At 73.4% G+C, this 25,733-nt stretch carries 22 protein-coding genes and 1 pseudogene; 10 read left to right on the top strand and 13 right to left on the bottom strand.

Annotated elements, in window-relative coordinates; genetic code table 11:
- Positions 1-293 precede the first annotated feature (293 nt).
- Positions 294-1,541 (top strand): phosphatidylserine decarboxylase, encoded by a 1,248-nt coding sequence (locus KBX37_RS08835; protein WP_210775420.1) that lies wholly within the window; start codon positions 294-296, stop codon positions 1,539-1,541.
- 58 nt (positions 1,542-1,599) lie between these two features.
- On the opposite strand, the gene KBX37_RS08830 is transcribed toward KBX37_RS08835, so the two are convergent.
- The 3 genes from KBX37_RS08830 to KBX37_RS08820 form a co-directional block, all read right to left on the bottom strand.
- On the bottom strand, positions 1,600-2,430 hold the full coding sequence (locus tag KBX37_RS08830) for a phosphatidylcholine/phosphatidylserine synthase (RefSeq protein ID WP_374103704.1): 831 nt from the start codon (positions 2,428-2,430) through the stop codon (positions 1,600-1,602).
- 436 nt (positions 2,431-2,866) lie between these two features.
- On the bottom strand, positions 2,867-3,778 hold the full coding sequence (locus KBX37_RS08825; protein ID WP_210775419.1) for an NUDIX hydrolase: 912 nt from the start codon (positions 3,776-3,778) through the stop codon (positions 2,867-2,869).
- 110 nt (positions 3,779-3,888) lie between these two features.
- Positions 3,889-4,836: an NUDIX hydrolase gene (locus KBX37_RS08820; protein WP_210775418.1), complete on the bottom strand. Its 948-nt coding sequence runs from the start codon at positions 4,834-4,836 to the stop codon at positions 3,889-3,891.
- A 144-nt stretch (positions 4,837-4,980) separates the two neighbouring features.
- Here KBX37_RS08820 and KBX37_RS08815 point away from each other — a divergent pair, with 144 nt between their 5' ends.
- Positions 4,981-5,349, top strand: a complete 369-nt coding sequence (locus KBX37_RS08815) for a PspC domain-containing protein (RefSeq protein WP_210775417.1) — start codon at positions 4,981-4,983, stop codon at positions 5,347-5,349.
- 10 nt (positions 5,350-5,359) lie between these two features.
- Here KBX37_RS08815 and guaA read toward each other — a convergent pair whose 3' ends face one another.
- Positions 5,360-6,916: a glutamine-hydrolyzing GMP synthase gene (guaA, locus tag KBX37_RS08810; RefSeq protein WP_210775416.1), complete on the bottom strand. Its 1,557-nt coding sequence runs from the start codon at positions 6,914-6,916 to the stop codon at positions 5,360-5,362.
- 11 nt (positions 6,917-6,927) lie between these two features.
- The gene (locus tag KBX37_RS08805) at positions 6,928-7,248 is read right to left on the bottom strand and encodes a bacteriorhodopsin (protein ID WP_307849007.1); all 321 of its coding nucleotides are present in this window, start codon (positions 7,246-7,248) and stop codon (positions 6,928-6,930) included.
- Between the two features lie 192 nt (positions 7,249-7,440).
- Between KBX37_RS08805 and KBX37_RS08800 the strand changes: the two genes are divergently transcribed.
- Positions 7,441-8,139: a bacteriorhodopsin gene (locus tag KBX37_RS08800; protein ID WP_210775414.1), complete on the top strand. Its 699-nt coding sequence runs from the start codon at positions 7,441-7,443 to the stop codon at positions 8,137-8,139.
- Positions 8,117-9,196: a Brp/Blh family beta-carotene 15,15'-dioxygenase gene (locus KBX37_RS08795; protein WP_210775413.1), complete on the top strand. Its 1,080-nt coding sequence runs from the start codon at positions 8,117-8,119 to the stop codon at positions 9,194-9,196. Before KBX37_RS08800 ends, KBX37_RS08795 begins: the two co-directional genes overlap by 23 nt.
- Positions 9,197-9,214: 18 nt before the next feature.
- Here KBX37_RS08795 and KBX37_RS08790 read toward each other — a convergent pair whose 3' ends face one another.
- Positions 9,215-10,912, bottom strand: coding sequence for an FAD-dependent oxidoreductase (locus KBX37_RS08790; protein ID WP_210775425.1), 1,698 nt, complete (start codon positions 10,910-10,912; stop codon positions 9,215-9,217).
- A gap of 138 nt (positions 10,913-11,050) precedes the next feature.
- Here KBX37_RS08790 and KBX37_RS08785 point away from each other — a divergent pair, with 138 nt between their 5' ends.
- On the top strand, positions 11,051-12,175 hold the full coding sequence (locus KBX37_RS08785) for an LCP family protein (protein WP_210775412.1): 1,125 nt from the start codon (positions 11,051-11,053) through the stop codon (positions 12,173-12,175).
- Here KBX37_RS08785 and KBX37_RS08780 read toward each other — a convergent pair.
- From KBX37_RS08780 to guaB, 3 genes are read right to left on the bottom strand one after another with little or no spacing between them, the layout of a single operon-like run.
- Positions 12,172-13,608, bottom strand: coding sequence for a M1 family metallopeptidase (locus KBX37_RS08780; protein ID WP_210775411.1), 1,437 nt, complete (start codon positions 13,606-13,608; stop codon positions 12,172-12,174). The two genes, KBX37_RS08785 and KBX37_RS08780, sit on opposite strands and share 4 nt — an antisense overlap.
- A gap of 50 nt (positions 13,609-13,658) precedes the next feature.
- Positions 13,659-14,777, bottom strand: coding sequence for a GuaB3 family IMP dehydrogenase-related protein (locus tag KBX37_RS08775; RefSeq protein ID WP_210775410.1), 1,119 nt, complete (start codon positions 14,775-14,777; stop codon positions 13,659-13,661).
- 28 nt (positions 14,778-14,805) lie between these two features.
- A complete protein-coding gene (guaB, locus tag KBX37_RS08770; RefSeq protein ID WP_210775409.1) occupies positions 14,806-16,368 on the bottom strand; it encodes an IMP dehydrogenase in 1,563 nt (520 codons plus the stop codon).
- A 196-nt stretch (positions 16,369-16,564) separates the two neighbouring features.
- Between guaB and KBX37_RS08765 the strand changes: the two genes are divergently transcribed.
- Complete coding sequence (locus KBX37_RS08765) at positions 16,565-16,975, top strand: DUF5319 domain-containing protein (RefSeq protein WP_210775408.1); 411 nt, start codon at positions 16,565-16,567, stop codon at positions 16,973-16,975.
- 35 nt (positions 16,976-17,010) lie between these two features.
- Here KBX37_RS08765 and KBX37_RS08760 read toward each other — a convergent pair whose 3' ends face one another.
- Positions 17,011-17,835 (bottom strand): helix-turn-helix transcriptional regulator, encoded by an 825-nt coding sequence (locus KBX37_RS08760; RefSeq protein WP_210775407.1) that lies wholly within the window; start codon positions 17,833-17,835, stop codon positions 17,011-17,013.
- Positions 17,836-18,089: 254 nt separating this feature from the next.
- On the opposite strand from KBX37_RS08760, the gene KBX37_RS08755 reads away from it, so the two are divergent.
- The gene (locus KBX37_RS08755; protein ID WP_154941882.1) at positions 18,090-18,473 is read left to right on the top strand and encodes a WhiB family transcriptional regulator; all 384 of its coding nucleotides are present in this window, start codon (positions 18,090-18,092) and stop codon (positions 18,471-18,473) included.
- A gap of 269 nt (positions 18,474-18,742) precedes the next feature.
- On the opposite strand, the gene KBX37_RS08750 is transcribed toward KBX37_RS08755, so the two are convergent.
- From KBX37_RS08750 to groES, 3 genes are all read right to left on the bottom strand, one after another.
- Positions 18,743-20,392 carry a molybdopterin-dependent oxidoreductase gene (locus tag KBX37_RS08750; RefSeq protein ID WP_210775406.1) on the bottom strand — a complete coding sequence of 550 codons (1,650 nt, stop codon included), beginning with the start codon at positions 20,390-20,392 and terminating at the stop codon, positions 18,743-18,745.
- A gap of 128 nt (positions 20,393-20,520) precedes the next feature.
- Positions 20,521-22,167 (bottom strand): chaperonin GroEL, encoded by a 1,647-nt coding sequence (gene groL / locus KBX37_RS08745; protein WP_210775405.1) that lies wholly within the window; start codon positions 22,165-22,167, stop codon positions 20,521-20,523.
- 70 nt (positions 22,168-22,237) lie between these two features.
- Complete coding sequence (groES, locus tag KBX37_RS08740) at positions 22,238-22,552, bottom strand: co-chaperone GroES (protein ID WP_088960325.1); 315 nt, start codon at positions 22,550-22,552, stop codon at positions 22,238-22,240.
- Between the two features lie 287 nt (positions 22,553-22,839).
- Here groES and KBX37_RS08735 point away from each other — a divergent pair.
- The 3 genes and pseudogenes from KBX37_RS08735 (at position 22,840) to KBX37_RS08725 (ending at position 25,703) form a co-directional block, all read left to right on the top strand.
- Positions 22,840-23,852: pseudogene (locus tag KBX37_RS08735) on the top strand (SAM-dependent methyltransferase).
- A 28-nt stretch (positions 23,853-23,880) separates the two neighbouring features.
- Positions 23,881-24,360: a Cys-tRNA(Pro) deacylase gene (ybaK, locus tag KBX37_RS08730; protein ID WP_210775404.1), complete on the top strand. Its 480-nt coding sequence runs from the start codon at positions 23,881-23,883 to the stop codon at positions 24,358-24,360.
- A gap of 245 nt (positions 24,361-24,605) precedes the next feature.
- A complete protein-coding gene (locus KBX37_RS08725) occupies positions 24,606-25,703 on the top strand; it encodes a sugar ABC transporter substrate-binding protein (protein ID WP_210775403.1) in 1,098 nt (365 codons plus the stop codon).
- The last annotated feature ends 30 nt before the right edge of the window (positions 25,704-25,733 follow it).

The following is a 25,733-nucleotide window of genomic DNA, read 5'->3' as shown; positions in this document are numbered from 1 at the left end:
GGATACCGGTGTTGTATCCGGACGGATCTCCGCCTTGCCGGATCGCCGCCTGGACTCCGCCTCGGCGCGACCGAGGACTTTGACACGGGCCCAACCGCGGCGGTGCGGTCGCCGTCGACGGACTCGTATGCTGGCCGGTGGAGATCCCGCCTCCGCCGGCCGGCCGCGCCGGCGGGCCTCGTCCGCGGCCGAGCGGTCCGGTCAGCGGTCCCGTCCGGGGCCGAGCGGACCAGGTCGCCCGTGGCGGTCCCGCCGCGACAGCCCGTCTCTACCTCGTCAGGAGCCCGTCCGACATGACCCAGTCCCCCGCCGAGCGCACCCCCGGCCGGTCCGGTCCGGTCCGCATCGGCGAGCGCGCCGCCCGTACCCTCGTCACCGAGCTGGCCCGGCGTAACGACCCGAAGGCCGCCCTCCTGGTCGACGCGTCCCCGGAGTCCGCGGTGCTCGCCGCGGCGATCGACGCGCTGCTGCCCGGCGACACGCTCACCGTCGTGCCGGCCGAGCCGGCCGGCGCCGGCGCGCTGCGCCAGCACGTGACGGCCCAGGGTCGCTGGGTCGCCGACCGGGTACGCGTCGTCGACTCGCTCGCCGAGGCGGACGCCGCCGAGGTGGTCATCGCCGCCGAGCCGCTGACCGGCACCGCGGAGCAGGCCCGGACGACCGTCGACGGCCTGGTCAAGTACCTCAGCGAGGGCTCGGTGCTCAGCGTGGCCGCGCCGGTGTTCCGTACCGAGGGCGCCGCCGCCGAGCTGGACCGCCAGGGCGTGCTGCACGGGGTCGGCACCGACCTGGTGCTGCGCAACTCCCCGCCGGTACGCGTGCACCACCTGCGCTTCACCCCGGCCAGCCCCGCGCTCGCCGCCCGGCTGGCCCCCGCCCACCGGCCCTCCAGCGTGCCGCTGGCCCGCGGCATGCACATCGACTCCAACGGCGTCGCCGCCGCGGGCATCGCCCTCGGGCTGGCCGCGGTGGCCCGCCTGGTACGCCCGAAGTCCAAGCTCTGGCTGCTGCCGGCGCTGGCCGCCGGCCCGGTGGCCGCCTTCTTCCGGGACCCGGAGCGGGACGTCCCGGAGGACCCGTCGGCCGTGGTCGCGGCCGCCGACGGTCAGGTCCTCTCCGTGCAGCGGCTGCAAGACGAACGGTTCGGCGACGGCGAGTGGCTGCGGATCGCGGTCTTCCTGTCGGTGCTGGACGTGCACGTCAACCGCGCGCCGGTGCCCGGCAGAGTGGTGGACTACTTCGTCGCCGACGGCGGCTTCGTCAACGCGATGAAGCCGGACGCCGAGCACAACGTGGCCGCGTACACGGTGCTGGACACCGACCACGGCACGGTGGTGGTGGCGCAGCGCACCGGACTGATCGCCCGGCGGATCGTGCAGCGGGCGCCGATCGGCGCGCTGCTGGCCCGGGGCGAGCGCTTCGGCCTGATCCGGTTCGGCTCGCGCACCGACGTCTACCTGCCGGCCGACGCGGCGGAGCCGCTGGTCGGGCCGGGCGACAAGGTGGTCGGCGGGTCCACGGTCATCGCCCGCTGGCGCTGACGGAACGCGAGAAGGGGCGCCGCGGTCGCGTCGCCCCTTCTGCGTACGTGCGGGTGGATCAGGCGGTGCGGCGCTGGTGCAGCCAGAGCAGCGGGCCGCTGACCAGGTAGCCCACCACCACCAGGGCGAAGGTGAGCCGGATGTCGACCAGCGCGCCGATCACCGGGGCCAGCCACAGCCACGGCGGCAGCTTGAGCAGCCGGGCCAGCTTCGCGTACGGGAAGCTGGAGACCATCGCGAAGGCCAGCAGCGCCACCCCGGCGATCTGCACCACGGCGGGCAGCGGCAGGCCGATCGCGACCGTGAGGGCGAGCACCGCCGCCGCCATGGTCGTCGGCACCCCGCAGAAGAACCGGCCGTCCTTCGGCGAGACGTTGAACCGGGCCAGTCGGATCGCGGCGCAGGCCGCGACGAGGGCCGCGGCCACCGCGGCGGCCGCCGTGGGGGCCGACCCGGCCAGCGAGGCGTAGACCACCACGGGGGCGGCCAGGCCGAACGAGCACATGTCGGCCAGCGAGTCCATCTGGGCGCCGAACGGGCTGGCCACGCCGAGCTTGCGGGCGAGCGCGCCGTCGAGGCCGTCGAAGACGACGCAGGCGATGAGCAGGAGCGCCGCGACCCGGGCCTCCCCGGCCATGGCCACGAAGATGGCGTTGATGCCGAGCATCAGGCTGGCCAGCGTGCAGGCGTTGACCAGCGCGAACTTCATCCGGCGCGACGCGGTGCGCTCGCCGGGGAGCAGCGGGATCGACATCGCCGACGAGTCGTCGTCCACCGACGGAGCGGGGGCGAGGGCCGGGCTGACCGGCATGACCGCCTCGATCTCCGCGCGGCGGGCGCGGTCGAAGCCGTACCGGCGGGGCCGGTCGACGAGGTGCTCGGGGACCATCAGCTCGGCGCCGATACGCGGGTCGCCGTCACGGCGGCCCACCCGGACCAGCAGCACCTGCCGGGCGAACGTGCTGCTGCGGCGCAACCGGCCCGCCCAGCGACGCCCGGCGGGGCGCGGACTGTCAGTCGTACGACGCCGGCGCCACAGGGCTCTCGGCACGTTTCCTCCATCACCGGATCGACTGGCCGCCCACAGGGGGCGGGTGTCCGGCTGTCTCGTGCCGGACCGCTCATGGCCCGGCAGCCCGTTCAAGCGGTGTACACCATTGCACAGGGAAGTGGCGGTTGGCGATAGCTGCCGGCGGTACTTATATCTCCGTTAAACCGCGCGAACCGCTGTCTTATTCCCATCTCGGGCTTCATCGCCCGTTTTCTCCGCCAACCTCACTTACGACTGTACCGGAGCACCCTCGCAACGGCCCGGCGAGCGAGGGCTATCGCCCCCGACGTCCGGTTGCCAGGGCGGCGACCTCGGTCAGCGACAGCTTCGCCACCTGCGCGGACGTGAACCAGCCCGCCTCCGCGGTCGACCCGCCGGCCAGCTCGGTCACCGCCGGCTCGGTGGGCGCCGAGACCAGCACCCGGTAGACCACCCGGACGGCATGCCAGTCCAACGGGCGCCCCTCCGGCCCGAGCGCCGCGGGGTTGTGCAGATTGTCGACGGTCAACAGGTCGACAACGGTCCCGAGCTGCCCGGACTCCTCCACCAGCTCGCGCAGCAGCCCGGTGGCCGGCTGCTCGCCATGATCCGTGCCACCGCCGGGCAGGTGCCACCGGCCGGCACCCGGGTAGCCGGGTGCGATCCGGGTCAGCAGGATCCGGTCCGCGGGGTCGGTGACCAGCCCGTACGCGGCGAACCGCTGGCGCCGGTCGGCGGGCGGGGCGGCCTGCCCGGCCGGCAGCGCGCCGGGCAGGCCGGCCGGCAGGGGCGTGACGGGAAGGCCGAGCAGCTCGGCGGTGAAGGGCATCAGCGGCAGCGCGGCGGCCTCGTCCGGCGTGCACCAGGCCAGCTCGTCGCTGCCGCCGGCCGGCTCCGGGCGCAGCTCGCCGCCGTGCTGCTCGACGTCGAAGACCAGCCGGTCGGTGTGCACGGCGACGCCCTCGGCGCGGAACGTGGTGACGTCGGCCAGGGCGGCCCGTACCCCGGTCACCTCGACGGCCAGCCCCGTCTCCTCGGCGAACTCGCGGACCACCGCCCGCGCCGGGTGCTCCGCGTGCTCGACGCCGCCCCCCGGCACCTGCCACACGCCCGGAAACGGACAACAGGCGGCTCCCCGGGCCAGCAGCACCCGCCCCGAGGCGTCCCGCAGCACCCCGTACGCCCCGACCCTGCGCCGCTGTTCCACGCCCACCACGCTCCCCCGCCGTCCGGCCACCCGGCCGTCGATCATGAGGTTAGCGGCAGCCAGGAGCGGTATCAGGCGGTCGACGCCCGGGATCGGCGGCGGACCGAGAGTCAGGTGAGGCGGGCGGCCTGGACGGCTTCGGCGGTCACCTCGGTGAGCCGGTCGGTGGGGAGGGCGCCCAGCTCCTCGCGGGCGAACCAGCGGGCCTCGCAGGTGGAGCCGCCGACGTCGGCGACGGTGGGCGGGGCGGGCTGGTCGACCACCACCCGGTAGAAGGCGCGCACCCCGTGCCAGTCGATCGGGTAACCCTCGGGGCCGAGCGAGGCGGCATCCCGGTGGCTGGCCACGCCGAGCAGCTCGACCAGGCGGCCGGTCTGGCCGGTCTCCTCCACCAACTCCCGGATCAGCGCGGCGCCGGGCTGCTCGCCGTAGTCGGTGCCGCCGCCGGGCAGGTGCCAACAGCCGGCCCCCGGGTACCCGTCGGAGACCCGGGTCAGCAGCACCCGGTCGTCGGGGTCGGTCACCACCGCGTACGCGGCGAAGCGCTGCGCCCGGTGCAGGCCGTCCGGGCCGGGGACGGCGTAGAAGGAGGGGAACTCCGGCGGCTCGTCCGGGACGACGTCGGCGGAGGAGGCGGGCAGGCCCACGGCACGCGCGGTGAACGAACGCAGCCGCAGCGCGCGGGCCTCGTCGAGGGTGTACCAGCGGGCCAGGTCGGTGGGGCGCTCCACCCGGTCGGTGAGGGTGCCACCGCGCACCGAGACCCGGTAGAGCAGGCGGTCGGTGTGGATGGTGATGCCCCGCTCCGGCAGGGCCCGCATGTCGGCGAGGACGTCCTCCAGCCCGGAGACGGCGACCGAGAGCCCGGTCTCGGCGGCGGTCTCCCGGACGACGGTGTGCTTCGGGTCCTCACCGTGGTCGACCGCCCCGCCGGGCAGGGACCACACGCCGGGGGTGCCGGAGCGCTCCGATGCGCGGACCAGCAACACTCGGCCGACTGAATCAGCACAGACTGCGTATGCCGCGATCCTGCGGAGCGGCTCCAGCAAGGTGGTCACGGAGCCAAATTCTCCCCGCCCACGGTTACCTGGATCGAAAAGAGTCAGATTCCTGACTCATGACTGGCAGGTCAGGGATCGGTCAGGGTAGGGATCCGGGCGGTCACCGAGGTCGCCCGGCCGCCCCGCGCGGAACGTGGAGACATGACCTCGACGAGCACCCCCCAGGCCCCGTACAAGCAGCTCCGCCGACCCACCACCGACCGGATGGTGGCCGGCGTCGCCAGCGGCCTCGGCCGCTACTTCGCCGTCGATCCCACCCTGGTCCGGGTGGTCTTCGCCGTGGCGACCCTGCTCTCCGGCGGCTTCGCCGCACTGGCGTACCCGATCATGTGGTTCCTGATGCCGGAGGAGCCGGCGGGCGCGCCCGCCTGGCCGCACCCGACGGGCGCCGCGCCGCACGGCACGCCGCCCACCCCGGGGTACGTCCCGCCGCCGGCCCCGACCACGCGGCCCGAGCCGCCGACGGTCGCGCAGCCGACCTACCCGCCGCAGCAGCCGCCGACGGCGTGAGCCGAGCGGCTCACTCCCACTCGATGGTGCCCGGCGGCTTGCTGGTCACGTCCAGGACCACCCGGTTGACCTCGGCGACCTCGTTGGTGATCCGGGTGGAGATCCGGGCGACCACCTCGTAGGGCAGCCGGGACCAGTCGGCGGTCATCGCGTCCTCGCTGGAGACCGGGCGCAGCACCACGGGATGCCCGTAGCTGCGCCCGTCACCCTGCACGCCGACGCTGCGCACGTCGGCCAGGAGGACCACCGGGAACTGCCAGACGCCCCGGTCCAGGCCGGCGGCGGAAAGCTCCTCGCGGGCGATCAGGTCCGCCTGCCGGAGCAGGTCCAGCCGCTCCTGGTCGACCGCGCCGATGATCCGGATGGCCAGGCCCGGGCCCGGGAACGGGTGCCGCCAGACCATCGCCTCGGGCAGGCCGAGCTGGAGGCCGAGCGCCCGGACCTCGTCCTTGAACAGCGTGCGCAGCGGCTCGACCAGGGCGAACTTCAGGTCCTCCGGCAGGCCGCCGACGTTGTGGTGGCTCTTGATGTTGGCGGTGCCGGTGCCGCCGCCGGACTCCACCACGTCCGGGTAGAGGGTGCCCTGCACCAGGAACTCGACGTCGCCGTGCGAGGCGATCTCGCGGGCGGCGGCCTCGAAGACCCGGATGAACTCCCGGCCGATGATCTTGCGCTTCTGCTCCGGGTCGGTCACGCCGGCCAGCGCGCCGAGGAACCGCTCCTGCGCGTCGACCACCTTCAGCTTGATGCCGGTCGCCGCGACGTAGTCCTTCTCCACCTGCTCGGCCTCGCCGGCCCGCAGCAGGCCGTGGTCGACGAAGACGCAGGTGAGCTGGTCACCGACCGCCTTGTGCACCAGCGCCGCGGCCACCGCGGAGTCCACGCCGCCGCTCAGGCCGCAGATGACCTCCTTGTCGCCGACCTGCTCGCGAATCCGGGCGACCTGCTCGTCGATGATGTTCTCGGGCGTCCAGGTGGGCTCGATGCCGGCGATGTCGTACAGGAAGCGGGTCAGCATCTCCTGGCCGTGCGCGGTGTGCCCGACCTCCGGGTGGAACTGCACGCCGGCCCGGCGGCCGGCCAGGTCCTCGAAGGCGGCGACCGGGGCGCCGGCCGACTCGGCGGTCACCGTGAAGCCCTCGGGGGCCTCGGTCACGCAGTCGCCGTGGCTCATCCAGACCGGCAGGTCGGCCGGCAGGTCGCGGAGCAGCACGCCGGGATCGAGGAGGCGGGGGCGCAGCGGGGTGCCGCCGTACTCGCGGTTGCCGGTCTTCGCGACCGTGCCGCCGAGCGCCTGGGCCATCGCCTGGAAGCCGTAGCAGATGCCGAAGACCGGCACGCCGGAGTCGAACATCCCGGCGTCGATCTGCGGGGCGTCGGGCGCGTAGACGCTGGACGGGCCGCCGGACAGGATGATCGCGGCCGGGTTCTTCGCCAGCATCTCGGCGACCGGCATCGAATGCGGGACGATCTCCGAGTAGACCTTCGCCTCGCGCACCCGGCGCGCGATGAGCTGGGCGTACTGGGCTCCGAAGTCCACCACGAGGACGGGGCGAGGCGTGCTCATGGTCGAGAATCCTACCGACCGTGACCGGCCCGCCCACGACGGCCGGCCGGTCCGCCACGATCCGTGCTCCCACCCCGGGGCAGGGCCACCTCGTCGTCGACGGCGGGACCGTACCCCTCGGCGGCGCTGACCCTGCGCGCGATGACGCCGAGCAACACGCCGTACACGACCTTGGAGGTGATGTCGGCCACCGTGTAGGTGATCTGTCGCGCCACCACCCCGTCGGCGGAGTCCCACATCGCCGGCATCAGATAGGCACCCGGATAGAGCATCCAGGAGCCCAGCACCAGCCACCAGACGGCCCGGGCGACGCCCCGGGCGGACTCCGGCAGCCGGGCCAGGCTGCCGAAGCTGTTGGCCCCATACGTGGCTTTTGACGCCTATAGGCTATCTGTACCGGCCGGCACCGGCTCCCAACGAGGTCTCCACCGGCTCGCCGGCAACGGACACCACGGCGTACGGCCGGGTCGTCAGAAGCGGCAGCCGGGCGGGCGCGGTGCGCCTGGAGCCGGCCGAGGAGTGGCATGACCGAGTGGTGGCTGTGGATGTACGTCGCCGCCATGGCGGGCGGGGTCGTGCTGTTCACCCGGTGGCGCGCGGACCCACGGGGAGTCCCAGGCAGCGAGTACCGGGTGGCGATCGCGATCCCGCTCTGGTCCGGCTTCTGGTACCTGGTCATGGCGCTGGGCGGGGGCCGGGCGGAGGTGGCCGGTCTCACGCTCTACTGGGCGCGCTACGTCGACTGGGCTGTCACCGCCCCCCTGTTGCTGGTGGCGCTGATGCTGACCGCGACGCACTCCCTGCCCGGGCGCTGCTGGGGACTGACGAGCGCCCTCGTCGGGACGAACCTGGTGGTCTTCCTCAGCGGGCTGGCCGCCGAGCTCGCGACGGACGCCACGATCCGCTACACCTTGTTCACGATCGGGGTGCTGGCCTTCCTCGGGCTTTACGGCCTGATCTGGGGACCGCTGCGCACCCACGCGCACCGCCAGCCGGAAGGGATCGCGGCGGTGTACACGGAGGCCGCCCAGCTGCTCAGCGTGCTCTGGGTGGGCTACCCCCTGTTCTGGTTGATCGGCCCAACCGGTGTCGACCTGATCAGCTCTGCCACCACCAGCCTGCTCTTCGTCCTGCTGTCCATCCTGACGAAGGTGGGCTGGAGCATCCTCGATCTCGGCCGGCTACGCGCCCTGTCCGACCGTGGTCACCTCACCGTCGTCTGACCCGGCCACCGGGGCCGGCCCCCGAGTGCCGGCGGCGGACGGCCGTGCACCCGCCCGGAGCCGTCGGCCGCCGTCGCACACGACCGGCGCGGCGGAGGGCCCGGGGCGGCCGGACCGGCTGCTGCGGTGCGTTGGGACCGCCTCGCAGCTCGCGCTCGGCGGGCTGCTGGCGCTGTCGCCGCTGATCGGCGCCGCCGGGCTGGGCAGCTCGCCGGCCTTCCTGATCGCGGGACTGCTCCTCGGGCTCCCGCACGGCGCGGTCGACCATCTCGTGCCCGCCTGGCTGTGGGCGTGCGCCCGGCCGCTGTCGGCGCGCATGGCGCTGCTGGTGGTCTACACCGCCGTGGCCGGTGCCGGGCTGGCGGCCTTCCGGGCCGCGCCTGACCTGGCGCTGGTCGGGTTCCTCATCGTGTCGGTCGTCCACTTCGGCACCGCCGACGTGGCGTTCCACGCCGAGCGGGACCGCAGGCGGGTCCGGGCGAGGGTGACCGCCGTACTCGCGTACGGAGGACCGCCGGTGGTCGTTCCGATGGCGCTGTGGCGGGACCAGGTCGACCCGTTGCTGGCGACGGTGGCCCCTCAGGCATCGGCGCTGCTCACCGTCGAGGTGCGGGTGCTGGCGCTGGCCACCGTGTTGTGCGCGGTCGCGACCACCGCGATCCGGGACGTCCACGCCGGACGGGCCCGCGACGCCGTTCAACCCGTCCTCCTCGCCGGACTGTTCAGCACCGTGCCGCCGCCCCTGGCCATCGGGGCGTACTTCGCGGCCTGGCACTCCTGCCGCCACGTCGCCCGGTTGCTGCGGCACGACCCGCGGAACACGGCCGACCTGGAGGCCGGACGAGTCGGACCGCCGCTGCGTCGCTTCGCACGGCAGGCGGCGGCTCCCACGGTGGTCGCCGTCGCCGCCCTGATCGCTCTGGTCACCTGGCCCGGTCACGGGGCGGACCCGCTGCCCGCGACGTTCGCCGTGCTGGCCGCGCTGACCCTCCCGCACGCGGTGCTGGTCGCCTGGACGGACCGACGCAAGTCCGGTCCCCCACCCTGGACGGGTTGACCGGGCACCGGTGCCTGGTCACGTCCGGAGGGCGCCGGGGGCGTCGGCCGGGACCGCCGGCAGGCGGGGCGGCACCGGCTCCAGCCGGGTGTACGGCTCACCGAGCGGCGGTCTCGGATCCTCGTCGCCCTTGTTCGGCCAGAAGGACATCGCCCGTTCCGCCTGGGCGGTGATCGTCAGCGACGGGTTCACCCCGAGGTTCGCCGAGACCGCCGCGCCGTCCACCACGTGCAGCCCCGGATGGCCGTAGATCCGGTGCCAGGGGTCGATCACCCCGTCGGCCGGGGTGGCGCCGATCACCGCCCCACCGAGGATGTGCGCGGTCATCGGGATGTTGAACGGCTCGGTGAGCGCGCCGCCCGGCGTACCGCCGATCTCCTCGGCGAGCAGCCGGACCGCCTGGTTGCCGGCCGGGATCCAGGTCGGGTTGGGCGCGCCGTGACCCGGGCCGGAGACCAGTCGCCGGCCGAAGGGGCCGCGCCGGAACCGGGTGGTCAGCGAGTTGTCCACCGACTGCATGACCAGGGCGATCACCGTCCGCTCCGACCAGCCGCGCACCGACAGCATCCGGGCCGCCAGCCCGGGTTGCCGGACGATGCTGCCCAACCAGCGCCGGACCCGGTGCGGGCCGCCGTCGACCAGCAGCGACTGGAGCAGCCCCATCGCGTTCGAGCCACGGCCGTAGCGCACCGGCTCGATGTGGGTCTGCGGGTCGGGGTGGAAGGAGCTGGTGATCGCCACCCCCTCGGTGAAGTCCACCCCCTCGGCGCGGGCCCGCTGACGGGGCACCGAGGCGCCGAGGATCGCCTCGGAGTTGGTGCGGGTCAGCTCGCCGAGCCGGTCGGAGAGGCCGGGCAGCGCGCCGGTCGCCTTCATCTCGTGCAGCAGCCGCTGAGTGCCCAGCGCCCCGGCGGCGAGGACCACCTGATCAGCGTGGATGACCTGCCGGCGCCGCCGCAGCCAGGCGCCCGTCCGCTCGGTGTGCACCTCGTACCCGCCGTCGGGAGCCGGCCGGACGGCGGTCACCGTGAGCAGCGGGTGGACCTCGACGCCGAGCCGCTCGGCCAGCCAGAGGTAGTTCTTGACCAGGGTGTTCTTCGCGCCATGGCGGCAGCCGGTCATGCAGGAGCCGCAGTGCGTGCAGCCGGTGCGCTCCGGGCCGACGCCGCCGAAGTAGGGGTCGGGCACCCGCTGGCCGGGGCGGCCGATGTGCACGCCCACCGGGGTGGCGTGGAAGGTCCGGCCGACCCCCATCCGCTCGGCGACCGCGCGCATCGCCCGGTCCGCGCCGGTGTCGACCGGGTACGTGGTGACGCCGAGCATCCGCTTCGCCTGGTCGTAGTGGCGGGCCAGCTCGTCGCGCCAGTCGGTGATGCCGCGCCACTGCGGGTCGTCGTAGAAGGCGTCCAGCGGCTCGTAGAGGGTGTTGGCGTAGACCAGTGAGCCGCCGCCCACCCCCGCCCCGGAGAGCACCATGACCCCGCCACCGGCCTTGCGGTCGGCCGAGCGGAGCAGCGTGATCCGTTGCAGGCCGTAGCAGCCGAGCTTCGGCGCCCAGAGGAAGCGCCGGGCCCGCCAGGAGGTCTGTGGGAACTCGTCGTCGGCGAACCGCCGGCCGGCCTCCAGAACACCGACGGTGTAACCCTTCTCGGCCAGCCGGAGCGCGGTGACGCTGCCGCCGAAACCGGACCCGATGACGACCACGTCGTACCGCATGAACGCATCATTACCGCTGAGTAGCCATCGCGCCAGCGGCAGTTTTCGCGCGATCATGCTCGCGTCCACCGATCCGTCAGGCCACGCCCGCAACTCGGGGCCCTCGTCGGAGCGTTTGTCCCAACGGGGGTGTCGAGCATGGCTCACGAGACAGGGGCGCGACGACCGCGCCGGGCGCTGCTGCTGGCCGCGCTGGCCGCGGTGGTCCTGATCGCCGGGGGCGCCCTGGTGGTGAACCGGCTGGTCAGCGACGACGGACCGCAGCGGGGGCCCGGCCCGGTCGCCACCACCGCCACCGGCACACCGGGCACCGCCCCGGAGCCCAGCCCGACCGCCCCGCCCGGGGCCGGCATCACCGGACCGCTCAACCTGCTGCTGGTCGGGGTGGACACCCGCGTCAGCGTCCCCGGGTGGGAGCCGCACAGCGACGCGGTGCTGGTGCTGCACGTGCCGGCCGGGCTGGACCGGGCGTACCTCTTCTCGCTCCCCCGCGACCTGCTGGTGGACATCCCGGCCTTCCCGAAGGCGGGCTACCGGGGCGCGAAGACCAAGCTCACGCACGCGATGAGCTACGGCAGCCGGGTGCCGGGCAAGCCCAAGCAGCCGAGCGCCGCCCAGGGGTACGAGCTGCTGCGCAGCACGGTCAGCGGGTACACCGGGCTGCGGTTCGACGCCGGCGCAGTGATCACCTTCAACGGCTTCGACAAGCTGGTGGACGCCCTGGGCGGGGTGGACATCTACGTCGACGAGCGGGTGGTCTCGCTGCACCGCCGGCCGGACGGCAAGCACCGCGACCCGGCGCCCTCCGGCGGCGGCTACGTCGGGCCGCAGATGGTCTACGAGAAGGGCCAGCGACACCTCACCGGCTGGCAGGCGCTGGACTACGCCCGCCAGCGCTACATCACCGGCGGCGACTACGCCCGGCAGCGCCACCAGCAGCAGCTCCTCCGGGCGCTGACCGCCAAGATCCTCGACGAGAACCTGGCCCGCCAGCCGGACCGGGTCCAGCAGGTGGTCGACGCGCTCGGCGACACCCTGATCTACGCCGGCGGTCCCCGCATCGTCGACCTCGCGTACGCCCTCGGCGGGCTGAGCGTCGACCGGTTCACCCCGGTCGCGCTCCCCGGCAGCGGGGTGGGCAAGGGCAGGGCGTACCGGGGTGAGGAGCTCAAGCCGGTCGGCCGGCAGTTCCTCACCGCGCTCAAGGCCGGCGACGCCGAGAAGTTCCTCGCCACCCACCCCGAGCTGCGGGTGAAGAACTAGAGACGCTTGGGCGCCGGCGGGCGCTCGGTGCCGTGCAGCCAGGCGGCGAAGAGCTTGTCCAGTTGCTTGCCGGAGACCCGCTCGGCGACCGCGACGAACTCGTCGGTGGTGGCGTTGCCGTTGCGCTTCTCCGCCGCCCAGGTCTTGAGGATCTTGAAGAACGCCGGGTCGCCGACCGCCACCCGCAGCGCGTGCACGGTCATCCCGCCGCGCTGGTAGACCGACTCGCCGAACAGGTTCTGCCGACCGGGCTCGGCCGGCGGCGTCTGCCAGAGGCGGCTGGACGAACCGGCGTACCGCCGGTCGAAGGCCGCCTGGGCGGTGCCGGTGCCCCGGTGCTCGGCCCAGAGCCACTCGGCGTAGGTGGCCAGCCCCTCGTTGAGCCAGATGTCCTGCCACTTCGCCAGCGAGACGCTGTTGCCGAACCACTGGTGGGCCAGCTCGTGGACCACCACCGACGGGTTGGGCCGGCCGCCGGAGAAGAAGCCCGGCCCGTAGACCGGGCGGGACTGGGTCTCCAACGCGTACCCGATCCGGCTGTCGGTCACCACGATGCCGCCGTAGGAGTCGAACGGGTACGGCCCGAACCGGCTGGCGAGGAAGTCGGCTATCTCGCCGGTACGGGCCAGCGAGGCCGCCTCGGGGCCGGTCGCGGGCAGGCCGGCCGGCACCGCCGTGACCATCGGTCGGCCGCCGTGCGTGCCGGTCTCGACCCGGTAGTCGCCGATCACCAGGGTGGTCAGGTAGCTGGCCATCGGCGCGCGCTCAGCCCACCGCCAGGTGGTCCAGCCGCCGGTGCTGCTCCGCTGCCCCGGCACCCCGTTGCTCAGCGCGGCCAGCCCGTCGGGGACCGTCACCTCGACGTCGTAGGTGGCCTTGTCGGACGGGTGGTCGTTCACCGGGAACCAGGTGGCCGCCGACTCGGGCTGGCCCAGCACGATCGCCCCGTCGGCGGTGTGCAGGAACCCGCCGCTGCCCAGCTCGCCGTCGGGCACGGCCGTCGGCACTCCGGCGTAGTCGACCTCGACGGTGAACGCGGTGCCGCGGGGCAGCCCCCGCGGCGGGGTGATCACCAGCTCGCTGCCGTCGCGGCGGTGCCGGGCCGCCGCCCCGGAGACCGTCACCCGCGAGACGTCCAGCCCGATCAGGTCCAGGTTGAACCGGGAGAGGTTGCCGGTGGCGGTCGCGGTGACGGTGGCCCGGCCGGTCAACCGGTCGGTCGCCGGGTCGTACCGGACCCGCAGCCGGTAGCCGGACACGTCGTAGCCGCCGTTGCCCCGACCCGGGACGTACGGGTCACCGGCGTCGGCCGCGCCGGGCCGGAACTCGTTGCGGTCGTCGCGGTCGTCGCGGTCGGACGTACAACCGGCGGTCGCCACGGTCGTCGCCGCCACGACGGCGGCGAGCAGAAGCCTGGCACGGATACGACGCACCGGCCGAGCCTAATCGGCGCGACCGGTGCGTAGGGGTGGTTTTGTCCGGGTCAGCGGTCCAGGACCAGGCCGACCTTCTGGAACTCCTTGAGGTCGCGGTAGCCGCACTTGGCCATCGCGCGGCGCAGCCCGCCGAAGAGGTTGAGCTGGCCGTCCGGCTCGTCGGCCGGGCCGAAGAGCAGCTGTTCCATCGAGCCAAGCGGCTCCCCGGCGATCTCGAACGCGCCGCGCGGCAGCGACGGGTGGCTGGCGGCCGAGTGCCACCAGGCGCCACCGGCCGGCGCCTCCGCGCAGAGCGACAGCGCCTCGCCGAGCATCACCGCGTCCGCGCCGCAGCCCAGCGCCTTCGCGATGTCGCCGGAGGTCTGGATGTCGCCGTCGGCGATCAGGTGCACGTACCGGCCGCCGGTCTCGTCCAGGTAGTCGCGGCGGGCCGCGGCGGCGTCGGCGATCGCGGTCGCCATCGGCACCCGGATGCCCAGCACCGACTCGGTGGTCGACCAGTCGTCGCCGCCGATACCGACGATCACGCCGGCCGCGCCCGTCCGCATCAGGTGCAGCGCCGTCTTGTAGTCGGTGCAGCCGCCCACCACGACCGGCAGGTCGAGGTCGGCGATGAACTCCTTGAGGTTCAGCGGCTCGTCGGTGGTCGAGACGTGCTCGGCCGAGACGATGGTGCCCTGGATGACCAGGATGTCGACGCCGGCGTCGAGGATCACCGGGGCCAGCGCCAGGGTGTGCTGCGGGGAGACCCGGACGGCCACCGTGCCGCCGCCGGCGCGCAGCTCGCGCACCCGCTCGGCGATCAGGTCGGGGCGGATCGGCTCGGAGTAGACCTCCTGGAGCCGCTTGGTCGCCCGGGCGTCCTCGCCGAGACCGGCCAGCTCCTCCAGGACCTTGGCCGGGTTCTCGTACCGGGTCCACAGGCCCTCGACGTTGAGCACGCCGAGCCCGCCGAGCTGGCCGAGCCGGACGGCGGTGGCCGGGCTCATCGTGGCGTCCGACGGGTGCCCGACGCAGGGAATACCGAACTGGTACGCGTCGAGCTGCCAGCTGGTGGAGACGTCGTCGACGTCCCGGGTCCGGCGGCTCGGCACGATGGCGATGTCGTCCAGGTGGTAGCCGCGCTGCGCGGTCTTGCCCAGCCCGATCTCGACCACGTCACGCATGGGGACTCCAGGTGGTTGGGGGTGATGGTCAGCGGGAGTGGTAGTTGGGCGCCTCGACGGTCATCTGGATGTCGTGCGGGTGGCTCTCCTTGAGCCCGGCCGCCGTGATCCGGATGAGCTGGCCGCGGCGGTGCAGCTCGGGGATGCTCTCCGCGCCGACGTACCCCATCGCGGCGCGCAGCCCACCGATGAGCTGGTGGGCGACCGCGGAGAGCGGCCCCCGGTAGGGCACCTGGCCCTCGACGCCCTCGGGGACGAGCTTGTCCTCGGCGAGCACGTCCTGCTGGAAGTAGCGGTCCTTGGAGTAGGACTTGCCCTGGCCCCGGGACTGCATCGCGCCGAGCGAGCCCATCCCCCGGTACGCCTTGTACTGCTTGCCGTTGATGAAGATCAGCTCGCCGGGGCTCTCCTCGCAGCCGGCCAGCAGGCTGCCGAGCATCACCGTGTCGGCGCCGGCGACCAGCGCCTTGGCGATGTCCCCGGAGTACTGGATGCCGCCGTCGCCGATCACCGGAACACCGGCCGGGCGGGCGGCCCGCGCGGCCTCCATGATCGCGGTGATCTGCGGTACGCCCACCCCGGCGACGATCCGGGTGGTGCAGATCGCGCCCGGGCCGACCCCCACCTTGACGCCGTCGGCGCCCGCGTCGACCAGCGCCTTCGCTCCGGCGTAGGTGGCGATGTTGCCGCCGACGATGTCGACGCCGACGTCCTTCTTGAGCTGACGGACCATGTCCAGCACCGCCCGCTGGTGGCCGTGCGCGGTGTCCACGATGATCACGTCGACGCCGGCGTCGACCAGCGTCCGGGCCCGCTTGTACGCGTCGTCGCCCACCCCGACCGCCGCGGCGACCCGGAGCCGGCCCGCCTCGTCCTTGGTGGCGTTCGGGTACTGCTCGCTCTTGGTGAAGTCCTTGACGGTGATCAGCCCGCGCAGCCGGCCCGAGTCGTCCACGATCGGCAGCTTCTCCACCTTGTGCCGGCGGAGCAGGTCGAGGGCCTCGTCCTTGCTCACCCCGACCGAAGCGGTGATCAGCGGGGTGCGGGTCATGATCTCGTGGACCGGGGTCTCCGGCGCGGAGACGAACCGCATGTCCCGGTTGGTGACGATGCCGACCAACTGCCCGTCGCCGTCGACCACCGGCACGCCGGAGATGCGGTAGCGGCCGCAGAGCTCGTCGACCTCGCGGAGGGTGTCGTCCGGGCTGGCGGTCACCGGGTTGGTGATCATGCCGGACTCGGAGCGCTTGACCAGGTCGACCTGGAGCGCCTGGTCCTCCAGCGAGAGGTTGCGGTGCAGCACCCCGATGCCGCCCTGGCGGGCCATCGCGATCGCCATCCGCGCCTCGGTGACCGTGTCCATCGCGCTGGACAGCAGCGGCACGGTCAGCTCGATGTTGCGGGTGAGCCTGGTGCGGGTGTTGACCCGGCTGGGCACCACGTCCGACTCGCCCGGCTGGAGCAGCACGTCGTCGAAGGTCAGACCGAGCGGCACCACCCGCGCCGAGCCGGCCGGCAGCTCCGGCAGGTGACCACCCGGCTCGCCGTCGCCGACGCCGCCGGGAAGATCAGTGCTGGGCGAATTCTCCACGATTGCTCTCCTGAGCTGCTTGGACGGGCTTCAGCGAGGTGGCGCGCGCGGGCACCGGCGCACGCCGAGGTGACGGCGCGTCGTTTCATCGTACCCATTGGGCTGGGCCGGCCCCGGCGGTGCCGGCGCGGGTCGGCGAGGCCACCGGGGTGGCCGGGGGGACGCGTCCGGCGAGCGTTGGGACTACGGTGAGGGGGTGCACGACGAGCCCATCGACCCGTTCAACGGCGACCCGGCCGATCCGGCTGCTGGTCTGCACGATCCCCGTGAGGAAGATCCGCTCGACCCGCTGACGGAGGTCGAGCGCCAGGACGTCCTGGAGGACCTGGCCGACCTGGAGATCTACCAGGCCCTGCTGTCGCCGATCGGGGTGCGCGGGCTGGTGATCGAGTGCGAGGACTGCCGGGAGCCGCACTACTTCGACTGGGACCTGCTCCGGGGCAACCTGCGCCACCTGCTCAGCTCCGGCCGGCCGCGGGTGCACGAGCCGGCCTACGACCCCGACCCCGACCACTACGTCACCTGGGACTACGCCCGTGGCTACGCGGACGGGGTGCACGACACGCTGACCGAGGCGGCCGAGGAGGAGTCCCCCTCCGACGACTGAGCCCGGACGACTGATCCCGACCGCGGGCGGCCGGCTCAGGCGACCAGGCCGGCGCGGAAACCGGCGGCCACGGCGTGCGCGCGGTCCCGGGCACCGAGCTTGCGGAACAGCCGTCGGGCGTGCGTCTTGACGGTGTCTTCCGAGACGAACAGCTCCCGCCCGATCTCGGCGTTGCTCTTCCCCTCGGCCATCCCGAGCAGCACCTGCAGCTCCCGCTCGGTCAGTCCGACGGCGCCGCGCCCGCTGCGCGCGCCGGGCGCGCCCCGCCGGCCGGTGGGCGCGGGCGCCTCCGGCTCGGCGGCGGCCTCCGGCTCTGCTTCGTCGTCGCCGCGCTGCACCGGTACCACCGACGGTCCCCCGGGCCCCTCGGCCGGTCCGGCGGGCCAGCCCGGGCCCGGATTGCCCGGGGTACGCCCGGCCGAGGGCCGGGGCGGCGCGCCGACCGCGGCGGTGTCCCGGGCCGGATCGGTGACCCGGTTCCGGGTCGTCCGGCCGGGGGCGGAGAGCAGCAGCAGGGCCTTGGCCACCGCGCTGGTCAGGTCGTGGTCGGTGCCCTGGATCAGTCCCCGGGCCCCGGCGTTGATCGTCGCCGCGGCGGCCTCGGACTCCTCGGCGCCGAGCAGCAGCACGGCGGCCTGCGGCGCGCGGGCGAGCACCCGGCGGACGAAGCCGGCACTGTCGGGCCGGGTGAGCGCGGTGTCGGCGAGCACGACGTCGACGGGGCGCTCGGCCAGCCGCAGCATCACCTCGGGATCGGAGACGGCGGTCCGCACGACCGCGGCCAGGCCGAGCCGGGCGGCGGCCGAGGTCAACTGCTGCGCGGCGAGCGGTGTCCGGACGCAGACGAGAACGGTACGCACGGTGGTCTCCTCTCCGCAGAGAGCAGACCATGGCCGGCTGGGCCGGGGTGGAGGTTCTCGGCAATCCTCCGAACTTTTCCGACATCCAGGGCATATGCCGCGACTTGTCCGAGGTTTTCGATCACAGAAGTGTGAGTCTGGGAAAGGTCGGGTACCGAGACGCCAGGCCGGAAACGGTGCGCCTGCGCGGACCGCCGCCCGGACACCGGATGCGAACGAGACCTCCGCGGTGCCGCGCGGGAGGAGGGGTGCTGATGTCGAACGTACGTAGACTGCCCGGACCCATCGTCGACCTGTGGGACTGGCAGCGGCTCGGTGCCTGCCGGGGCCGCGACAGCGCGCAGTTCTTCCACCCCGACGGCGAGCGCGGCTCCTCACGGCTGCGCCGCGAGTCCGGTGCCAAGGCCGTCTGCCGGGCCTGCCCGGTCCGGGCCGAGTGCGCCGCCCACGCGCTGTCCGTCCGCGAGCCGTACGGCGTCTGGGGCGGCTTCAGCGAGTCGGAGCGGCTGCGGCTGCTCGCGCTGGGCTGGGAGGACCTGGCCGACCGCCGGCAGACCCGGGTCGACATCGCCCGGCTGGAGGCCCGCCTGGGCCGCCCCCACAAGTCCGCCGTGCCGGACCAGCGCAAGGTCGCCTGACCCGCCCGCACAGACCTCGTCGACGCCGCACCCCGCACCGGGGCGCGGCGTCGTCGTGTCGGGGCGGACGCGACGGCCGGGCGCAGTCCCCCCGGTTCGGTGCCGACCTGCAGCGACCGGACGGGGTCGGCGAACGCTATGGAGCTGATGTCGTCAACGACTCAGCGGCCGCCCTCCCTACCGTGAATCGTCGACGACATCAGCTCGACAGTGCTCCAGACCGCCGCGTCCCCGGTGCGGCACACCGGGACGCGGCGAACGCGGCCGGGTCAGCGGACGGTGACCTTGACCGTGTGCCAGCCGGTGGCGCCGTCCGGCTCGACCGGCTGTTCCCGGCCGGTCTGCGTCTCACCGGTGGCATCGGTCGCCCGCACCTGGAAAGTGTGCTCGCCCGGGGTGGCGTCCCAGCGCCAGGACCACTGCACCCAGGTGTCCATCGACACCGTCGGGGCGAGCGCCGCCTCCCGCCACGGGCCGCCGTCGACGCGTACCTCCACCCGGCTGATCCCCCGGTGCTGGGCCCAGGCCACCCCGGCCACCATCACCGGGCCGGCGGTGAGCCGGTTGCGCGGGCGGGGCGTGTCGATTCGGGACTGCGTCTTGACCGGTCCCTGCGCCGACCAGCCGCGCGGCACCCAGTACGCGTCGAAGTCGGCGAAGCTGGTCAGCTCCAGCTCGGTCACCCATTTGCACGCCGAGACGTAGCCGTACAGGCCGGGCACCACCATGCGGACCGGGAAGCCGTGCTCGACCGGCAGCGGCTCGCCGTTCATCCCGACCGCCAGCAGGGCGTCCCGCCCGTCCCGCAGCACCGCCGTCGGGGTGCCACAGGTCCAGCCGTCGACCGAGCGCCCCACCACCTGGTCCGCGCCCTCCTCCGGGTCCGCCTCGTCCAGCAACTCCTTGAGGGGTACGCCCAACCACCGGGCGTTGCCGATCAGGTCCCCGCCCACCTCGTTGGAGACGCAGGCCAGGGTCACGTACCGCTCCACCATCGGCCGGGCGAGCAGGTCGGCGAAGCTCAGCTCGATCGGGTTGCGCACCCGCCCGTGGATCCGCAGCCGCCAGGTCTCCGGGTCGACCTGCGGCACCACCAGCGCGGTGTCGATCCGGTAGAACCCGCTGGTCGGGGTGACGTAGGGGGCGAGCTGCGCCAGGGACAGATCGGCACCGGCCGGTACCGCGGGCGCCGCCGCCGACGGGGCGGGCAGCGTGACCGCCTCCCGGGCCGCCGACACGCCCCGGCGGCCGGCGAGCCAGTGCCCGCCCAGCCCGGCCACGGCGGCCGCGCCGGCCAGCACGCCCACCCCGCGCAGGAACCGGCGCCGCGAATCCGGGTCGCTGCTCTCCAACGGCTCCCACCCGGCCGGCGGGCGGCTCACCGGATCCGGGCCGGGTGCGGCCGCCACACCGGCGGCCGGGTCGGGCGCGGCCGGCGTCGACGGGCCGGGCGGGGGTGTCGGCGGGGTCCAGGGCCACGGGTCGACCTCCAGCGGGCCGGCGAGGAAGGCCCAGAGCACCAACCCGCCCAGCCCCGCCCCGACCAGCGAGGGCAACGCGTCGGCGGCGTCCGCGCCGGCCCGGGTGAGGGCGGCGGCCACGCCGAGACCGGCGAAGGCCGCGATGCCGGCCAGGCCGATCCACAGCCGGCGGACCGCCAGCAGCCCGAGCAGCGCGGCGAACGCGGCGAGCAGCAGCGCCGTCCCGACCAGCAGGGCCATCTTGTCGTACGTGCCGAACAGGGTGATGGCGAACTGCTTCAACGGCTCGGGTACGACGTCCACGACCAGCCCGCCGACCGCGATCAGCGGGGCGGACCGGGGGCCGGTGAGGACCGCGACCGGCTCGGCGACGCCGATGGCCACGGCGGCGGCCGTGATCCCGGCGAGCGCGGCGAGGCCGCGGGGCGTGGTGCTCATCGGACCAGTGTTGTCGATCAACCGGACCGACCGCCAACCACGTCAGCGTTCCGTAATGCCCGCCGCAGACGCGTCAGGGCGCACCGTCTGGCGGAGACGGTGCGCCCTGAGTCGGCGTACGCCGTGGGTCAGAAACCCGGGCCGTGCTGGTGGCCGTGACCGTGGCCGTGGCCGTGGCCACCGGCGGCGGCCGGCTCGGCCTTCTCCGGCTTCTCCACCACGAGGCTCTCGGTGGTCAGCAGCAGGCCGGCGATCGAAGCGGCGTTGGTGACCGCGTTGCGGGTCACCTTCACCGGGTCGATGATGCCGGACTTCACCAGGTCGACGTACTGGCCGGTGGCGGCGTCGAGGCCGTTGCCCCACTCCTTGCCGGCGACCTTCTGCACCACCACGTAGCCGTCGTGGCCGGCGTTCTGGGCGATCCAGCGCAGCGGCTCGACCAGCGCCTTGCGGACGATCGAGACGCCGGTCTTCTCGTCACCGGTCAGGCCCAGGTCGTCGGCGAGCACCGGCAGGATCTGCGCCAGGGCGGCACCACCACCGGGCACCGTGCCCTCCTCGACGGCGGCCTTGGTCGCGGCGATGGCGTCCTCGATGCGGTGCTTGCGCTCCTTCATCTCGACCTCGGTCGCCGCGCCCACCTTGATGACCGCGATGCCACCGGAGAGCTTCGCCAGCCGCTCGGCCAGCTTCTCCCGGTCCCACTCGGAGTCCGAGGCCTCGATCTCCTTGCGGATCTGCGCGACCCGGTCGGCCACCTCGGAGGACTGGCCGCCACCGTCGACGACGGTGGTGTTCTCCTTGTCGACCACGACGCGCCGGGCGGTGCCGAGCACCTCCAGGCCGACCTGGTCGAGCTTGTAGCCCAGCTCCGGGGCGACCAGCTCGGCGCCGGTCAGGATCGCCATGTCCTGGAGCATCGCCTTGCGGCGGTCGCCGAAGCCGGGGGCCTTCACCGCGCAGACCTTGAGGGTCTTGCGGATCGAGTTGACCACCAGGGTCGACAGCGCCTGGCCCTCGACGTCCTCGGCGATGATCAGCAGCGGCTTGCTGTTCTGGAGGACCTTCTCCAGCAGCGGCAGCAGCTCCTCGATCGCCGAGATCTTCTGCGTGGTGATGAGGATGTACGGGTCCTCCAGGACCGACTCCTGCGACTCCGCGTCGGTGACGAAGTTCGGCGAGATGAAGCCCTTGTCGAACTGCAGACCCTCGGTCACCTCCAGTTCGGTGGTGAGCGCGGAGCCCTCCTCGACGGTGATGACACCGTCGCGGCCGACCTTCTCCATCGCCTCGGCGATCAGCTCGCCGATGGTGGCGTCCTGCGCGGAGATGGTCGCGACGTTCGCGACCGCCTCCTTGCTGGAGACCTCGACGGCCCGGTCGAGCAGCGCCTCGGAGACCTTGGCCGCCGCCGCGTCGATGCCCCGCTTGAGACCGGACGGGTTGGCCCCGGCGGTCACGTTGCGCAGGCCCTCGCGGACCATGGCCTGGGCCAGCACGGTCGCGGTGGTGGTCCCGTCGCCGGCGACGTCGTTGGTCTTCGTCGCCACCTCCTTGACCAGCTGCGCGCCGAGATTCTCGTAGGGGTTGGTGAGCTCGATCTCCTTGGCGATGGTCACGCCGTCGTTGGTGATCGTGGGCGCACCGAATTTCTTGTCCAGGACGACGTTGCGCCCGCGCGGGCCGAGGGTGACCTTGACCGTGTCCGCGAGGGCGTTGACACCGTGCTCGAGCAGGTGTCGGGCGTCGTCCGAGAAGCTCAGGATCTTCGCCATGAATGTCCCTTCGAAGCGCCGTTGCCCCGGCCGGGCGTGCGGGACCGGGGCAACGACACTGATCGGTTGCTTACTTCTCGATGACCGCGAGGACGTCGCGGGCGGAGAGCACCAGGTACTCCTCGCCGGCGTACTTGACCTCGGTGCCGCCGTACTTCGAGTAGATGACGGTGTCGCCGACGTTCACGTCAACCGGGATCCGGTTGCCCTTGTCGTCGATGCGGCCCGGGCCGACAGCGAGGACGGTGCCCTCCTGCGGCTTCTCCTTGGCGGTGTCGGGGATCACGATGCCCGACGCCGTGGTGGTCTCAGCCTCGTTCGCCTGGACCAGGATCCGGTCCTCGAGCGGCTTGATCGCAACCTTGGTCGCGGTAGTCACGGGCATACCCTCCTGGGGTACTGGTTTCGTTGCCGGTCGACCGGGGCCGACCAGCGTCAATCTGCCACATGCCACCGGGCGGGGCCGTCGTCGCGGGTGCCGGTCCGCCTGGCGTTCAGCGCCCGCGCCGGATGACTCGGGAGCTGGCACCCTCGGGGTGAGAGTGCTAATCGCAGGTTATTCCTCGGCTAGCACTCCGTCAAGGAGAGTGCCAGCGCGTCGCGCCCGAAGGGCCGCGATCGACGCGGCAGGGGCCGGTCGGACGGCGCGAGGCGGGTCGGGAGAATGGGCGCGTGGACATCGACCAGCTCGCCGCGCTGCGTACCCCCGAGGGGTCGGCCGCGCTCGCCGCGGCGGCCGAGCTGGCCGGCGGCGACCCGCTGGCCTCGGCCGCCGCGGTGCGCGCCGCCGGGGTGCCGGCCGGGCTGGCCGCCGCCGCGCTGACCCAGGCCGAGCTGCGCCGCCGGGCGGGGGCATCCGGGTGTACGGGGTGGAGGCCGACCCGGTGACCGCCGCGATGGCCGCCGCGAACGCCGAGGCGGCCGGGCTGGCCGAGGAGTTCACCGTGGAGTGCGGCGACGCCACGGCGTTCGACGTGACCCGGGTGGACGGGGTGTTCTGCGACCCGGCGCGACGCCGGGCGGGCACCGGCCGGCGGATCTTCGACCCGAACGCCTACTCCCCACCCTGGGACTTCGTCATCCGGCTGGCCGCGCGGGTGCCGTACACGGTGGTGAAGGTGGCCCCCGGCATCGACCACGCGCTGATCCCGGCGGGCGCCGAGGCGGAGTGGGTGAGCGCGGACGGTGACCTGGTCGAGGCGGCGCTCTGGTGCGGCCGGCTGGCCGAGGTGCCCCGCCGGGCCACCGTGCTGCGCGGCGACGTCGCGCACCGGCTCACCGGCTCGGGTGCGGCGGAGGCGGCCGTCGGCCCCACCCGCCCCTTCCTGTACGACCCGGACCCGGCCGTGGTCCGCGCGCACCTGGTCGCCGAACTGGCCGACACCCTCGGCGCGACGATCGCCGATCCGAGCATCGCCTACCTGTACGCGGACACCCCGACCCCGACCCCGTTCGCCCGCTGCCTGGAGGTCACCGACGTGCTGCCGTTCTCGCTCAAGCGGCTGCGCGCGCTGCTGCGGGAGCGCCGGGTCGGCCGGGTGGAGATCCTCAAGCGCGGCTCGGCGCTGGAGCCGGAGAAGCTGCGCCGGGACCTGAGGCTGGCCGGCGACAAGCCGGCCAGCCTGGTGCTCACCCGGGTCGCGGGGGCGCCGACCGTGCTGGTCTGCCGGCCCGTCGCGAGCTGACCTCCGGCGTCCGGTTAGCGTGACCGGCATGGCGGGACAGGGCACTCCGGCGACGGCGCTGCTGGCGAAGCGGAAGATCCGGCACAGCACCCACCCGTACGACGTCTCCCCCGACGCGCCGAACTACGGCGCGCTGGTCGCCGAGGCGCTCGGGGTGCCGCCGGAGCGGGTGTTCAAGTCGCTGGTCACCGAGGTGGACGGGGGGCTGACGGTGGCCGTCGTCCCGGTCACCGGCGAACTGGACCTCAAGGCGCTGGCCGCGGCCGTCGGCGGCAAGCGGGCGACGATGGCCGACCGGGCGGCCGCCGAGCGGGCCACCGGTTACGTCCGGGGCGGGATCAGCCCGCTCGGCCAGCGCCGGCGGCTGCCCACGGTGCTGGACTCCTCGGCGCTGGCGTACGACACCATCTACGTCTCGGCCGGCCGTCGCGGCCTCCAGCTCCAACTGGCCCCGGCCGATCTGATCGCGCTGACCGACGCCACCACCGCGGCCCTCGCCGCCCACTGATCAGTTCCGGCCGCCGGAAAAGAAAAACGGCACCGGTGTGGAAACGATTCTCCACGCCCAAACTCGTCGCGCGGCAGAGCGGATCGGACCTGCGGAGATCGCGCTTTTCCCCGCGTTACGGGATCGTTACGGCGGTCCGCCAAACTCGTGAGCTCGGCAGTCTTGCGCCGCCGACACGGGTGGCAATACGTTGCCGCTCACAACAAACCAGCCTGCCACCACCACCCCCGAAAGGACCCGTGCAGATGCGCAAGGGCCTCCTCGCACTCACCGTCGTCGGCCTGCTGGCCGCCAACGGCGTGGCCGGTTGCGGCGACCAGCTCAGCGGCGGCGACGCGGCCGGTGGCGCCAGGAAACCGAAGATCGGCGTGATCCTGCCTGACAGCAGGACCTCCGCCCGTTGGGAGGGCGCGGACCGCCGATTTCTCGAGGAGGCGTTCGACGCCGCCGGAATCGACTCCGACATCCAGAACGCGCAGGGTGACAAGAGCCAGTTCTCCAACATCGCCGAGCAGATGATCACCAATGGCGCGAGCGTCCTGATGATCGTCAATCTCGATTCCGGCACCGGCAAGGCGGTGCTGGAGAAGGCGCGGTCGCAGGGCATCGCCACCATCGACTACGACCGGCTCACCCTCGGCGGCTCGGCGCAGTACTACGTCAGCTTCGACAACGAGGCGGTGGGCAAGCTCCAGGGCCACGGCCTGGCCCGATGCCTGACCGAGCAGGGCGCCCGGAAGCCGGTCGTCGCCTTCCTCAACGGTTCACCGACGGACAACAACGCCACCCTGTTCAAGAGCGGCTACGACTCGGTCCTCAAGCCGAAGTTCGACGCCGGGGAGTTCCGCCGCGGCCCGGACCAGTCGGTGCCGGACTGGAACAACGCCCAGGCCGGGGTCATCTTCGAGCAGATGCTCACCCAGACCGAGGGCCGGATCGACGGCGTCCTCGCGGCCAACGACGGCCTCGGCAACGCGGCCATCTCGGTGCTGAAGAAGAACAAGCTCAACGGCAGGATCCCGGTGACCGGTCAGGACGCCACCACCCAGGGGCTGCGGAACATCCTCGCCGGCGACCAGTGCATGACCGTCTACAAGGCGATCAAGGACGAGGCGAAGGCCGCCGCCGACCTGGCCATCGCGCTGGCCAACGGGGAGCGCAAGGAGACCGGCCAGACGGTCCGGGATCCGGAGAGCGGCCGCGCCGTCGACGCCATCCTGCTCACCCCCAAGGCCATCTACGCCGACGACGTCAAGGACGTGATCGCCGACGGCTTCGTCACCCGGGACGAGGTCTGCTCCGGCGAGTACGCCAAGCTCTGCGCCGCCGCCGGCGTCAACTGACGGCACCCCTGCCGACGCGCAAAGGAGAAC

The sequence above is a fragment of the Micromonospora sp. U56 genome, assembly GCF_018070095.1.
Taxonomy (GTDB): Bacteria; Actinomycetota; Actinomycetes; order Mycobacteriales; family Micromonosporaceae; genus Micromonospora; species Micromonospora purpureochromogenes.
This window is presented reverse-complemented; position numbering and strand designations above follow the sequence as displayed.